The following is a 13,675-nucleotide window of genomic DNA, read 5'->3' as shown; positions in this document are numbered from 1 at the left end:
CGGTGGTACTGGCTACGTCGCAGGCGGACGCAGGGCGTCGGCCCGTGACAGCAGTTCCTCCAGATGCTCCGGCCGGTTCGCTCCACCCTGCGCCAGCACGATGCCGCGGCCGTCGGTGACGACGGCGTAGGGCGGCCCGGGAACGTCGTTGGCGTCGAAGACGTCGGTACCGGTCACCAGCGGCAGGTCGACGTCGTGGGCGGCGAGGTGTGCCCGCGCCTCTTGCGGATCGGCCGCACTGACCAGCACGACCCGGATCCGTGCGGAGAAGCGGACGAACTCCGCCAGCATGATCCGGCAGTGGCCGCACTGCGGTGAGATGAACCCGAACAGCACCTTGTCGGCTCCCGCGCTCAACGACTCCACGGGAACACCGACGTCCAGGCTTGTTCCCGGTGTTGGACCGTAGGCCGCGGAAGCGGGCTGCTCGGCGAAGATCCGCTGCCGAATCAGGGCGATGGCCGCGACGGAGTTCAGCACGGCTAGCAGCGAGAGCAGCAGGAGCACCGCCCACTCCGCGGTCATGCCGACCTCGCGGTGAACGAGACCAGGGTCGCGGAGAGGAAGACGGTGACCAGCATCAGCACCGCGAGCAGGAGGTGCACGAGGCGGAACGCCGGCTCCCCGGGCAACGCCGCGAGCACGGCCAGCACGAGGAGCAATCCCGTTCGCACCACCGTGCCGGGACCGACGATCTCCTCCGGGCCGGTCGTCCGGAAGCAGCCGCAGTCCACGCGGAGCCCCCGGCGGAGAACGCCGAGCATGCCGACGAGGAAGGCGGCGAGGAGCCCGAGCGACAGCAGCGCTCCCCAGAACCGGGTGTGCGGCCACACCAGCAGGATCGCGCTCAGCAGTTCGCCACCGACGACCACTCCGGCGACCGTGCTGGTCCACGACTGCGGCAGCATCCGGTAACCGGCGATCGCACCGGCGAACCCGCCGATGTCGGAGACCTTGCCCAGCGCAGCGAAACCGAGCACGGCGGCCAGCGCGTAGGCCGCGGGGGAGGAGAGGATCATCGTGCCCCCGCGGGGTGCGGTGTTCGCGGGCGAGGTCTCATGCCGGGCGCGCCTCGCGTTCCCGGTAGGCCGCGGCCTGCAACTCGTAGAGGCGGGCGTACTCCCCGTCGGCCAGCACCAGGTCGGCGTGCGTGCCCTGTTCGCTGACCCGTCCCCGGTTCAGCACGTAGATGCGGTCGGCGTAGCGCACGCTGGAGAGCCGGTGGGTGATGAGCAGGACCGTGCGCCCGTCGGCGTGCCGCCGGATCCGCTCGAACAGCGCGTGCTCGGCCTTCGGGTCCAGCGCCGAGGTCGGCTCGTCGAAGATCATCAGCTCCGCGTCCCGGTAGAACGCGCGCGCGATGGCGATCCGCTGCCACTGCCCGCCGGACAGCTCGTGCCCGCCCTCGAACCTGCGGTCGAGCAGCGTTTCGTAGCCCCGGCCGAGCCGCGCGACCACCTCGTCGGCGCCGGAAGCCGCCGCCGCGCCCGCGAGCCGCTCGCCGTCCAGGGGGCGGCCCATGGTGATGTTCTGCAACGCGGTCAGCGGCCACCGGGTGTGGTCCTGCGCGATCACCGATATCCGGTCGTGCAGCGCCTTTCCCGAGATCCCGGCGATGTCGGTGTCGTCCCAGCGGACCACCCCCGAGTCCGGCGCGTAGAGGCCCGCGAGCAGCTTGGCCAGCGTGGTCTTGCCGGATCCGTTCTCCCCGACCAGCGCGACGACCTCACCGCGGTCGACCGCGATGCTCACCTCCGACAGCGACGGCGCGTCGGCTCCCGGGTAGGTGAAGCTGACCGACTCCGCGGTGATTCGCCGGAATCCCGCAGGGGCCGTGGTGCCGCGGTCCGCCGGGACCCGCCGTTGTGCGAGTTCGCAGAAGTCCAGGTAGTCACCGAAGTAGAGGCCCGCTTCGTAGAGCTTGTTCACCGCCTGCACGAGCGCGGCCAGCGAGGTCTGGCTCGCGCGGATCGTCAGGACCGCGGTGCCGACCACGGCGAGTGGAACCATGCCGGCCGCGAGCATGCCGCCGAGCGCCGTGTAGACGGCGCCGAGCGCGACACCGCCCATGAGATCGCCCGCCACCCTGGTCTTGGTGCGCTGCCGGGCGACGTCGAGCTCCACCCGCTGTTCGACGTCGGCGATCCGGTCGTACTCGGCCAGCAGGAACCCGCGCAGCGTGAAGGCGCGCACCTCGGCGGCGGGCGGCCGCTCGGCCATCAGGTCCGAGAGCATGAACTTGCGGCGCCGCGCCGTGGAGACCCGTCGGAAGGCCGCGTAGCGCATCCGGGCGGAGCGCAACGCCGCCCACCCGTCCGGCACCGCGGTGACCAGCAGCAGCGGCATCAGCAGCGGGTGCAGCACGCCCAGCGTGACAGCGGCCGACAGGACGCCGATGACGCCGGTGAGCACGTTGACGGTCATCTCGACCACGGTCGCCGAGTCGGGCACGCCGTTGTCGCGTGCCCGCTGCATGGAGTTGTGGAACTCCTCGTCGTCGAACGCGGTCAGCTCCACCTCGGTGGTGAGCCGGAAGAGCCTGGTCTCGGCGAGCCGCTCCACCTGCGGTTTCAGGCGTTCCTGGGCCCATCCCGCGCCGGCGAGCAGCGCGGCGCGCAACCCGGCCGCGGCGGCCACCACCAGCAGCGCGGGCAGCGCCGCGAGCACCCTGTCGGTTGTGGGGCCCGCGGCGAACAGCGACTCCAGCACTCCGGTCGTGGCCAGCAGGCCGAAGGCGGTGAAGAAGCCGGCGACCGCGTTGAGGCCCAGCGTGGCGGCCGTGTCCCGCCTGCTGGCCTGCCACGCGACCCGCAGCGCGCCGGCGACCAGCGCGGGCAGCCGCCGCGCCATCGTCAGCAGGCCCGCCGACAACAGCTCCTCGTCGTGCCACTGCCAGTACGGCACGACCAGATCGGAGGGCTCGGCCGCCTGTTTTCTCCGGCGGAGCAACGACTTCATCGAGAAAGCCCGGTTTCGCGCGACCAGTGCGCACCGGACGGATCACACCCCATCACAGGCGAGAAACTAGACGACCAATGCAGATGTGTAAACGTCCTTTATTCGTCCATTTGGCTCTAGGTGAACCAGGCCCGTTGTGCCAACAATTCCAAAGGTTCGCCGACGGCAGCTTCCGGGCCCTGGATGCCCGCCAATGGCCGTTCGCCGTGCAGAACTGGGGGTGCACGCCGACGAATCCGCACGCACCTCCGTCGTGCCCGCATGGATTGCCCACGAGGCAACCCGGAAAGGAGATCGCCATGTCCGCGCTCACGCTGGAGCCCCGCGACGCGGGAGTTCTCGAACTCGACGACGTCGCCGTCGACTTCGAGACCGAGCTGAAGGAAGTCCTGCACGGCCCGCAGGCGTGCGTGAACACCTGCAAGCGGACCGTCTGCAGCAGCTGGCCCTGCTGCCCGTCCATCGTCTGATTCCGACGCGAACGGCAGAAAGGCCGCATTTCGCCATGGCGGCCTTTCTGCCTCGCGTGCTCGCGATTTCCGAGCTGCTGCGAATGCGGGAGGGCGTTCAATGGACACGGCCGTGGCCGTTTCGGATTCACCGGATCACGTGATCGACCGGATCACCGCGGCCGCGACCGCCGCCTGCCGCGAGGTGGCGGTCGACGGAACCTGGATCAGCGTGCGCAAAACCGGGTTGGACATTCCCGCGCAGGGCTGGAAGCTGCACGTGTCCGCGCGGCCCGGCACGCTGGCCGAGACGCTGGATCGGGTGTTGCCGCTGCTGCTGTCCCGCGACTGCGACTTCAAGGTGGCCAAGTCGGTTTCGACGCTGCGCGAGCTCAACTCCGGTGACCTGGACCCCGGCGCCGTCGGCAAAGCCCTGACGGTCTACCCGCCGCAGAACTCCGTCGTGCGGCTCGGAAACGAGCTCGCCGAGGCGCTGGCGGGCATGTCGGCGCCGCGGATCGCCAGCGACCGCCGCGTGCGGCGCGACGCACCGGTGTACTACCGCTATGCGCCCTTCCGCCCGCAGTTCCGGGTGGACGACAACGGCGACTTCGAACTCGTGGTGATCGGGCCCGACGGCCAGACCGAGGCCGGTGCGGCGGGGCCCGAGTACAGCTGCCCGCACTGGGCCACCGACCCCTTCCGCCCGGAGCCCGCGCCCGAGGCCGGCCGGACCGCAGAACCGGCGCACACCACGCTGGGCGGTCGCTACCGGCTCACCTCCGGTGTCATGCGCGGTCCCCGCGGCAACGTCTACCGCGCCGTGGACCCCGACGGCCGCCAGGTCGTGGTCAAGGAGGCCCGGGCCTACGTCAGCGAGAACGTCAACGGCATGGACCTGCGCGGGCAGATGCGCAACGAGCGCCGCATCCTGCACGCGCTGGACGGGGTCGAAGGCGTCCCCGGCCTGATCGACCACTTCCGCCACGGCGAGGACGAGTACCTGGTCACCACCGACGCGGGGACGCGCGATCTGAACCGGTTCGTCGGCGAGCACGGCCTGTTCTTCGACGAACCCGGCGACACCGGCCGCGACCTGGGTCTCCTGGCGGAACGGCTGCTCGCGGTCCTGGACGCGGTGCACGAACGCGGCGTGGTCGTCCGGGACCTCTCGCCGAAGAACATCGTGCTCGACGACGACGGGCGCTGCACGCTCATCGACTTCGGCAACAGCCGCTACGACGGCCTCCAGATCCCCGGCTGGACCCGCGGCTACAGCGTGCCCGACCAGCACACCGAGCGGCCCGCCGAACCCGAGGACGACTACTTCTCGCTGGGCGCGACGCTGTTCTTCGCCGCGTCGGGGATGAACCCGGTCGCCATCGACCCAGACCCGGTCCGCAACCTCGAACGCACCCTGATGTGCCTGGCCCGGCTGTACCCGGACGCCAGGACCGGGGTCCGCGCGCTGCTGCCCGGACTCCTGAGCCTCGATCCCGCGGAGCGCAGCGCCGCAGTCGCCGACATCCGCGCGGGCCGGTACCGCGGCGGCGCCGTCGCCGTGCGCGGCTCCCGGCCCGCGCCGCCGAAGTTCTCGCCCGACCTGCTGGAATCGGCGTTGCGGCACACGCTGCGGGAATGCAGCGGGTTCGCGACGAAGCTCATGGCCGACTCACCCGACCCGGACCGCGCCGACCCGCCGGTGACCAACGTCTACAGCGGTTCGGCCGGGCTCGGCATGGAACTGCTGCACCACGCGGAGTCGGAGGCGGTCGCGGCCGACCTCGCCCGGTGGACCGTCCGGATGACACCGCCCGCGCGGTTGCCCTCCGCGCTGTACTTCGGCCGCACCGGCACCGCGCTCTACCTGGCCACCGCCCGCCGCATGCTCGCACCCGACCTCGCGCCGCCGGAGCGCATCGAGCTCGGCGACCGGGAGCGCGGCGACTACATCCACGGCGTGGCCGGGATCGGCGCCGGACATCTCGTGCTGCACGACCTCGCGCCGGGCGAGGGGCACCTCGACATCGCCTCGGAGTGCGCGCGGCGCCTGCTCAGCGGCGACGTCACCGACGCCGAGGACGCGGCTCCGCCGGCGCAGCCCGGTTCCGGTGTCGCGCTGGAAGCCGGTTTCGCGCACGGCACCGCGGGAATCGCGTATTTCCTGCTGGCACACCACCTCAGGACGGGTGACCCCGCCGCCGGTGAGGAGGCCGGGAAGCGGTTCGGCGCCCTGGCCGCCGAGGCTGAGGAGCTGGTCGCGGTCATGCGGCGCCCGGCTGCCCGCCCGATGGCTGCGTCGTGGTGCCAGGGCATGTCGGGCATCGCCTCCGCCCTCGTCTTCGCGGGGCGGGCTCTCGACGACGACCGGTTGCTTGCGCTCGCCAAGGAAGGCGCCCGCGCGTGCATGGTGCTGGCACCCCAGGCGTGGGTCGTCTCGCAGTGCTGCGGGCTCGCCGGGATCGGCGAGGCTCTGGTCGACGTGGCGACGGCCACCGGGGACGAGGAGTTCTGGCGCGGTGCCGAGGAGGTCGCCGAGCTCATGCTGTGCCGCAGCGGTGGCACACCCGAGCAGCCGTCCTTCGCCGGCAACTCGCTCGACACCGCCAGCGGCCACTGGGCCACGGGTTCTTCCGGGGTGCTGTCGTTCCTGCGCAGGTTGCACCGGCGTGGCGGTGCCCGGTTGTGGAGCGTCGACTGGACCCCGCCGCGATGAGCGGCATTTCCCGGTCCGCGGACCACAACCGTCCACAGTGGTCCGCGACCGGGGCGGGGCGTCACCCGCCCGGTGGCCGGTACTCGAACTCCTTCGCCACCGCCTCGTCGACCTCACCGGGAGTCAGCAGCACCACGGTGTCGGACCGGACGGCACCGCTGCCGGTGATGGTCAGCCCGACGGACGCGGCCGAGACGTTGTCCGGCAGGTCGACGACGACGTAGACGTCGTAGTCGCCGAAGGCGAAGTAGAACGACTCCACCTCGCCGCCGAGCCTGGTGATCATGTTGCGCACGGCGTCCACCCGAGCCGTGCCGCCTTCTCTGAGCACACCTTTGACACCGTCGGCGGTGTAAGTCGCTCGCACCAGGTACTTGGGCACTTCGATCACCTCACAGCTCGTGCACTCCAGGCGTGCTGCATGGCTACGAAAAGCGTCGGACTCCGGGCTGCGAAGGCGGAAGAGTCCAAAGGACCCCCCGAGCTGTGTCGAACCGGAATTCGAGCCGGGACCGGCCGCCTGCGGTCGAGAGCTCGTGCGCCGGTCGCTACGAGCGGCGGCGCGGCTTCCCCCGGTTGCCACCCTTGGGGCCACCGCGGGCCGGTTGGTGCTTCCTGCCTGCCGGTTTGCGGGCGGCGGGCTTCTTGCTCTCACCTTCGGGCCGCCTGGGCTTCGCCGCCGCCTGGGCCGGCGGGCGCCCCCGGGTGCTGTTGACGGTCCGCCCGCGCACGATGCCGATGAACTGCTCCATGAGGTCGGTCGTCTCGTCCTCCAGCCACGACAGCGCGACGCGGGACTGCGGGGTGCCGGTGACCGGCCGGTAGGTGAGGTCCCTGCGGTGGTGCAGCCGCGCGAGCGACTGCGGGACCACGAGCAGCCCCACTCCGGCCGCGACCAGTTCGATCGCGTCCCCGGTCGTGGCGGGGCGCTCGACCGCGGGTCGTCCGGGCGGCTGCTCCCAGTCGAGGGTGTCGTCGAGGGGGTGCAGCACGACGTCGTCGGCCAGGTCGTCGGGGGACACCTCGTCGGCCGCGGCGACGAAGTGGTCCTTCGGGACCACCACGACGGTCGTCTCGGTGTAGAGGGGGATCGCGTGCAGGCCCGTCCGGTCGACCGGGAAGCGCAGGAGCACCGCGTCGGCCTTGCGCTCCCGCACCACGTCGGCGGCTTCGGCGGCCGACACCTGGACGAGGTTCAGCGGGACCTCGGGCAGCCGCTCGTTCCACTTCCGGACCCACTTGCCGGGTGTCACCCCCGCGACGTAGGCGAGGGTGAAGGTGGGGGATTCGTCCGAGCCTGCCACGGGGCCAGGTTACCGGGCGTCACCGCAGGTAGCGCGCACCCCGGTCGATACCCTCTACGGCATGACGTCGCAGAAGACCTCCCAGACGATGAAGCCGGCGACCGCGGCGAAGAAGCTCAACGTGTACCTGGAAGCCACCCCGGCGGAGTTCCAGGAGGGCGTGGTCTCCCGCGACGAGCTGAACGCCCTGCAGGCCGACCCGCCGGAGTGGCTGCGGGAGCTGCGCCGCAACGGACCCCACCCGAGGCAGGTCGTCGCGGCCAGGCTGGGCATCTCCATCGGCGGCCTCGCGCGCGGCGGGATCACCGACCCCCTCACCACGGACCAGATCAACGAGCTGAAGGCGGACGGCCCCGAGTGGCTGGAGCGGGAACGCGCCACCCAGGCCGACCACCGCAGGGAAGTGGCCCGCGTCAAGGCGAAGAAGGCGGAACCGCGCGGTTCGCGCGCCTGAGACAGGGGCCGCGCGGGTCGTGGCCGACGGCGTCGACGGTTCACGACCACCCCACCTCCGAGTCGGCCCCGACCCGCCGAACGTGGACCCGACAGTGACCTCGGTCCCGTTCCGAACAGGGAAGCGTGCTGCGCGACTGATAGGTTCGCCGTATGAATGGGTGATTACCTGGGGTGATCCACACCTGCTCGTACCGGAGGCGGACCGACGATGGACGCGCGCCAGCTCGAGTACTTCCTCGCGATCGTCGACCACGACGGCTTCGGGCGTGCCGCGCAGGAGCTGCACATCGCCCAGCCCTCGCTGTCGCAGGCCATCGCCGGCCTCGAACGCGAGCTCGGTGTCCGGCTCTTCCACCGCGTCGGCCGCGGTGCGGTGCTCAGCGACGCGGGCAAGGAGCTGATCGCGCCCGCTCGCCAGGTCCTGCGCGACCTGCGCACGGCCCGCGCGACGATGGACTCCCTGAAGGGCGTGCGGCGCGGACGGGTCGAGCTGGTGACGATGCCCTCGCCGGGCATCGAGCCCCTCGGCACGCTGACCCGCCTGTTCACCCGGCGTCACCCCGGCGTGACGGTCGGCGCCGACGCCGCCTTCACCACAGAAGAGGTGGTGCGCAAGGTTCGCCAGGGCGTGTGCGAGCTCGGCCTGGTCGGCGCACCCGGCAGTGTGCAGGCCCCGGGCGTCGACGTCCTGCCGCTGGAGTCGCAGGACTTCGTCCTGGTCGGCGCGAGCGACGTGGACTTCCCCGCCGGGAACCCCGTGCCGCGCACGGCGCTGGCGGGGAGCCGGTTGATCGTCTCGCCTCCCGGCAGCCTGATGCGCCGGATCGTCGACGAGGTGCTCGCCTCCGGTGCGGACCTGGAGATCGTGGCGGAGGTCGCGCACCGCACGTCGATCCTCCCGCTGGTGTTGCAGGGGGTCGGTCTCGCGGTCCTGCCCGCTGCCTGGGCGCCGTTGGCCCGCCGGGCCGGGGCCCGCGCGGTCCGCATCGACCCTCCCGCCCAGCTCCACGTCGCGTTGGTCAGCCGGTCCGCCCCGCTGACACCGGCCGCCCGCGCCTTCCTCGAGGTGGCCCGCTCCTACACGCCGGTCGACCACCTCGAACAGCCGGGATAGCCAGAACCTATGGACCGGATCGGAAGCGCGTGTTGGACGCCGGGTCCCCGCGGGTCTTCACTCGGAGTGAGGACAGCCGTACGCACCAGGGAGTGACCTGATGTCAGCACCGCGCACGTTCCGGATCGCCGCCATTCCGGCAGACGGAGTGGGGGCCGAGGTCGTCGCCGCCGGACGTGCCGTGCTCGACGCGCTGGCGCAGTCCTCGGGTGGGGCGTGGACCTTCGACTGGACGGAGTTCCCGTGGGGCTGCGGCTACTACGAGAAGACCGGCCGCATGATGGACGAGGACGGCCTGAAGATCCTCGAGGGGTTCGACGCCATCTACTTCGGCGCCGTCGGCTGGCCCTCCGTCCCCGACCACGTCAGCCTGTGGGGGCTGCGGCTGCGGATCTGCCAGAACTTCGACCAGTGGGCCAACGTCCGGCCGGTCCACTTCCACCCGGGCGTCACCTCGCCGTTGCGCAAGGCCGACGACACCGCGCTGGACTGGGTCGTGGTCCGAGAGAACAGCGAGGGCGAGTACGCCGGCCTGGGCGGGCGCAACCTCTCCGGCCGCGGGCCCGGCAACGAGGTCGCCCTGCAGACCTCGCTGTTCACCGAGCGGGGCTGCGAACGGATCATCCGCTTCGCCTTCGACCTGGCCCGCACCAGGCCGCGCAGGAAGGTCTCGTCGGTGACCAAGAGCAACGCCCAGCAGTACGGGATGGTGCTGTGGGACGAGGTCTTCGCCCGCGTCGCCGAGGACTACCCCGACGTGGAGACCGAGAGCGTGCTCGTGGACGCGATGTCGGCGAAGTTCGTGCTGCACCCCGAAGAGCTCTCGGTCGTCGTGGCCTCCAACCTCAACGCCGACATCCTCTCCGACCTCGGCTCCGCGCTCGCCGGCAGCCTCGGGCTCGCCGCCAGCGCGAACCTCAACCCGCAGCGCCGGTTCCCGTCGATGTTCGAGCCCGTCCACGGCTCGGCCCCTGACATCGCGGGGCTGGGCCTGGCCAACCCGATCGGCGCCATCGGCAGCGCCGCGCTGATGCTCGACCACTTCGGGCTGGCCGACGAGGCGGCCCGGGTGCGCAAGGCCATCGAGCGCACCACGGCGTCGGGTGTCCTGACCCGGGACGTCGGCGGCACCGCCGGCACCGACGAGGTCGTCGCGGCGGTCATCGAACACCTCGCCTGACGCGGAACCACAACGGGCCCTCGAGTGCGTTCAACACGCGCTCGAGGGCTTTTCGCATGTGCCGCACTCCGGTTCCGAAAGCAGCGGAGGTGCGACTGCGACTTCCGCTTCGCACCGGCTCCACACACGCCGTGCGCTTCTCAGACGGGCGGTGCCGTATCCGAACGCGCACGTGCCGCGGTGACCTCCGCGACGGCAGGGCCCCACGGGCGCGTCGTCGTGATCTGGCCAAGGGTACGATCCGGGGCCGCGTACTCCGCGGCCGAGACGGGCCGCACGCAGCACGACCCGATGCCCGTCGTCGGCATCCTGCGTGACCTCGGGGTTCGTCGCGATCCGGTCGGCGAGCGCCGACCCGGTTCCCGGAACCCCGTCAGGAGCAGAATCCAGTCACCCCGCCGACCGTGCCCGTGTCACGGCATGACCTCGGCTCCCCGATCCCGGTTCCCGCCAGGCGGCGCAACGCGTCCTGCCCGGCCACGCACCGGGAACCCACCACGTCCGAACCTGGAGTCGAAACATGGCACGAGCCACCGCCACCACCCGGCGACATACCACCTCACCGCCGCTGGGCAGCGTCTTCTACGCATCGGTCACGCTCTGCGGCCTGTTCGTGCTGTGGGCGACGCTGTTCACCGAGAACCTCAACGCGGTCACCTCCACCGCGCTGAACCGGGTCACCGGTGAGTTCGGCTGGGTGTACCTGGTGTCGAGCCTGGGCGTGCTGGTCTTCCTGATCGTGCTGGCGGCCGGCAGGTTCGGCCGGATCCGCCTCGGCGCCGACACCGACCGCCCGGAGTTCGGCACGGTCAGCTGGCTGGCGATGATCCTGGCGGCCGTGATGGGCATCGGCCTGGTGTCCTACGGGGTGTCCGAGCCGATCAGCCACTTCGCCGAGCCGCCGCACGGCCTGGCGCAGCCGGGCAGCAGGCACGCGGCGGTGGTCGCCTTGCAGCACTCGTTCTTCGACTGGGGCCTGCACGCGTGGGCGATCTTCGCGGTGTTCGGCATCGCGCTCGGCTACTCCACTCACCGCAAGGGCCGCAAGGGACTGGTCAGCCCGATGCTGCGTCCCGTTCTGGGCAGGCGGGTCGACGGCCCGGTCGGCAAGGCCGTCGACGTGCTGGCGATCTTCGCGACGCTGTTCGGGACCACGACGTCGCTGGGACTCGGTGCGCTGCAGATCAACGGCGGGCTCAGCCGGGTGTTCGGGATGCCGGCGGGAACCGGAACCCAGGTGCTCATCATCGCCGTGGTCACGATCCTGTTCACCATCTCGGCGATCACCGGTCTGCACAGGGGAGTCCGCTTCCTCAGCGAGAGCAGCATGGGGCTGGCCGGGTTGTTGTTCGCCTTCGTGCTGATCGCCGGACCGTCGGCCTTCGTGCTCAACCTGTTCGTCGAGTCCATCGGCCAGTACGTCGGTGACTTCGTGCCGATGAGCCTGCGAACCGGGAGCTCGGGCGAGCTGGCGTGGATGCAGAACTGGACCTACTTCATGCTGGCGTGGTGGATCTCGTGGGGCGCTTTCGTCGGGGTGTTCCTGGCCCGCATCTCGCGCGGGCGCACGATCCGCGAGTTCGTCGTCGCCGTCATCGGCGTGCCCAGTGCGGTTTTCTTCCTGTGGTTCAGCGTCTTCGGCGGCTCCGCGATCTTCCAGGACGCTTTCCGCGGTGGGCACGTGGCCGGAGCCGCTGCCCAGGACTCGAACAACGCCATCTTCGCGATGCTCGAAGCCTTCCCCTGGCCGACCGCGACTTCCGCGGTCGCCATGGTCCTGGTCCTGCTGTTCTTCGTCTCCGGCGCCGATGCGAACACCTTCGTGCTGAGCATGTTGTCCTCGGACGGCGAGACGAAGCCCCGGGCAGCGGTGCTGGCCCTGTGGGGTGGGCTCACCGGCGTGACCGCCATCGTGCTCCTGGTCGCCGGTGGCCTGGAAGCGCTCCAGCAGACGGTGATCATCACGGCGGCGCCGTTCGTCGTTCTGATGGTCGGCCTCGCCTACTCGCTGTGGCGCGAAGTGCGCGAGGACCCGTTGTTCAGGCCGGAGCCCGAACCGGCCCGAGCGGAGCGGGAAGCCGAGAAGCCGGTTCCCACGGCGTGATCCGGTAGGTGTTCACCGCCGTGCGCCTGCGCAGCGGCCCGCGACCCCGGGTGGGGGCGCGGGCCGCCGGCGCATCACCCCACGCGCAACCGGCGCACCGGTGGCAGCACGAACGCGTAGACAGCCGCGCCGGTCAGGGCCACACCGCCCGCGATCAGCAGGGGCAGGACGAACGAGCTGGTCAGGCCGGTGAGCACGCCGATGAGGATCGGCGAGATGATCCCGGCGATGTTCGCCGCGGTGTTCTGGATGCCCGCCAGCGAACCGACGTGGCCCGGCGTCGGGGCGAAGTCGGCGGGCAGCGCCCACACGCTGGCCGCGGCGAAGGTGCTGCAGAAGTACGACGCCGACAGCGCCGTCAGCGCCATCTCCACCGACGGCGAGAAAACCGCCAGTGCGATCACCGAGGTGCCCAGGAGCCCGCCGACCAGCGGGATCTTGCGGGCCACCGTGAGCGAGGTACCGCGCCGCACCAGGTAGTCGGAGAACAGGCCGCCGCACCAGCCGCCGACCATCGAGGCGATGCCGGGGATCATGCCGTAGAAGCCGAACTTCAGCAGGCTGAGCCCGTAGGTCTTGACCAGGTAGGTCGGGAACCAGGTGATGAAGAAGTAGGCGACGAAGTTGACGCAGAAGAAGCCGATCATCATCGCCCACACCGCGCGGAACCGGAACAGCTGCGCCCAGCGCACCGACGCGTCGGCCTCGGACTCCTCCTGACCCTCCTCGATGTGGGCCAGCTCGGCCGCGGTGATCTTCGGGTGCTCGCGCGGCTCGCGGTAGACCTTCCACCACACCAGCGCCCACACCACGCCGAGTGCACCGGCGAGCACGAAGGCCCACCGCCACCCGAGCGTCGCGATCGCCAACGCCACCAGCGGCACCGAAAGAGTCGCCCCGACGGGATTGCCGTTGTTGAACGTGGCGGCGGCGAAGCTGCGTTCGGAGCGGGGGAACCAGCGCGACACCACCTGGGCGCTGGCCGGGAAGGCGGGCGACTCGCCGATGCCCAGCACCAGCCGCAGCACCACCAGGGACACCACGCCCCACGCCAGGCCCATCGCCATCGTCGACAGACCCCAGCACAGGCTGGCGAGCAGGAGCATCTTGCGGGCACCGAGCTTGTCGGCGAGGAAGCCGCCGGGCATCTGCCCCGCGGCGTAGGTCCAGAAGAACGCCGAGAGGATCACGCCGCCGAGCGCGTCGGAGATGCCCATCTCCTCGCTCATGAACGGCATCGCGACGCTGATCGTGGCGCGGTCGACGTAGTTGATCGCGATGCCGGCGAACAGCACGCCCAGCATCGCGTACCGCAGCTTGCCGATCCCGCGACGCGGGGCCGGGGTACCGGTCGGCTCTGACCGGGACAGGGTGGCCATGAGGTTGTTCCTTTC

12 protein-coding genes are annotated in these 13,675 nt (G+C 71.0%); 6 read left to right on the top strand and 6 right to left on the bottom strand.

Annotation, left to right across the window (positions count from 1 at the left end):
* Positions 1–12: 12 nt before the first annotated feature.
* The 3 genes from SACE_RS22390 to SACE_RS22380 are packed head-to-tail and all read right to left on the bottom strand — an operon-like array spanning position 13 to position 2,958.
* On the bottom strand, positions 13–525 hold the full coding sequence (locus tag SACE_RS22390; protein WP_009943502.1) for a peroxiredoxin family protein: 513 nt from the start codon (positions 523–525) through the stop codon (positions 13–15).
* Entirely contained in the window at positions 522–1,019 is a 498-nt protein-coding gene (locus SACE_RS22385; protein ID WP_009943503.1) for a MauE/DoxX family redox-associated membrane protein, read from the bottom strand. The genes SACE_RS22390 and SACE_RS22385 overlap by 4 nt, the downstream gene beginning before the upstream one ends.
* Before the next feature lie 37 nt (positions 1,020–1,056).
* Positions 1,057–2,958 carry an ABC transporter ATP-binding protein gene (locus SACE_RS22380; protein WP_011874399.1) on the bottom strand — a complete coding sequence of 634 codons (1,902 nt, stop codon included), beginning with the start codon at positions 2,956–2,958 and terminating at the stop codon, positions 1,057–1,059.
* 299 nt (positions 2,959–3,257) lie between these two features.
* Here SACE_RS22380 and SACE_RS38400 point away from each other — a divergent pair, with 299 nt between their 5' ends.
* The gene (locus SACE_RS38400) at positions 3,258–3,428 is read left to right on the top strand and encodes an SflA family class IV lanthipeptide (protein ID WP_009943505.1); all 171 of its coding nucleotides are present in this window, start codon (positions 3,258–3,260) and stop codon (positions 3,426–3,428) included.
* Positions 3,429–3,540: 112 nt separating this feature from the next.
* Positions 3,541–6,123, top strand: coding sequence for a class IV lanthionine synthetase LanL (gene lanL, locus SACE_RS22375; protein WP_231849729.1), 2,583 nt, complete (start codon positions 3,541–3,543; stop codon positions 6,121–6,123).
* Between the two features lie 61 nt (positions 6,124–6,184).
* Here the strand turns inward: lanL and SACE_RS22370 are convergent, their stop codons facing one another.
* A complete protein-coding gene (locus SACE_RS22370) occupies positions 6,185–6,514 on the bottom strand; it encodes a GYD domain-containing protein (protein ID WP_009943509.1) in 330 nt (109 codons plus the stop codon).
* A 157-nt stretch (positions 6,515–6,671) separates the two neighbouring features.
* Positions 6,672–7,427, bottom strand: a complete 756-nt coding sequence (locus SACE_RS22365) for a LysR family substrate-binding domain-containing protein (RefSeq protein WP_009943510.1) — start codon at positions 7,425–7,427, stop codon at positions 6,672–6,674.
* Between the two features lie 61 nt (positions 7,428–7,488).
* Here SACE_RS22365 and SACE_RS22360 point away from each other — a divergent pair, with 61 nt between their 5' ends.
* The 4 genes from SACE_RS22360 to SACE_RS22345 all read left to right on the top strand — a co-directional run bounded on the left by SACE_RS22360 (position 7,489) and on the right by SACE_RS22345 (position 12,281).
* Positions 7,489–7,881 carry a DUF5997 family protein gene (locus SACE_RS22360; RefSeq protein ID WP_009943513.1) on the top strand — a complete coding sequence of 131 codons (393 nt, stop codon included), beginning with the start codon at positions 7,489–7,491 and terminating at the stop codon, positions 7,879–7,881.
* A gap of 210 nt (positions 7,882–8,091) precedes the next feature.
* Entirely contained in the window at positions 8,092–8,997 is a 906-nt protein-coding gene (locus SACE_RS22355; RefSeq protein WP_009943514.1) for a LysR family transcriptional regulator, read from the top strand.
* Between the two features lie 100 nt (positions 8,998–9,097).
* Entirely contained in the window at positions 9,098–10,177 is a 1,080-nt protein-coding gene (locus SACE_RS22350; protein WP_009943516.1) for a tartrate dehydrogenase, read from the top strand.
* 520 nt (positions 10,178–10,697) lie between these two features.
* Complete coding sequence (locus tag SACE_RS22345; RefSeq protein ID WP_009943517.1) at positions 10,698–12,281, top strand: BCCT family transporter; 1,584 nt, start codon at positions 10,698–10,700, stop codon at positions 12,279–12,281.
* A gap of 74 nt (positions 12,282–12,355) precedes the next feature.
* On the opposite strand, the gene SACE_RS22340 is transcribed toward SACE_RS22345, so the two are convergent.
* Positions 12,356–13,660 carry an MFS transporter gene (locus SACE_RS22340; protein WP_009943518.1) on the bottom strand — a complete coding sequence of 435 codons (1,305 nt, stop codon included), beginning with the start codon at positions 13,658–13,660 and terminating at the stop codon, positions 12,356–12,358.
* Positions 13,661–13,675 lie beyond the last annotated feature (15 nt).

It is taken from the genome of Saccharopolyspora erythraea NRRL 2338 (genome assembly GCF_000062885.1).
GTDB lineage: Bacteria > Actinomycetota > Actinomycetes > Mycobacteriales > Pseudonocardiaceae > Saccharopolyspora_D > Saccharopolyspora_D erythraea.
The sequence above is the reverse complement of the archived record's forward strand: the minus strand, read 5'-3'. Positions and strand labels throughout refer to the sequence as shown.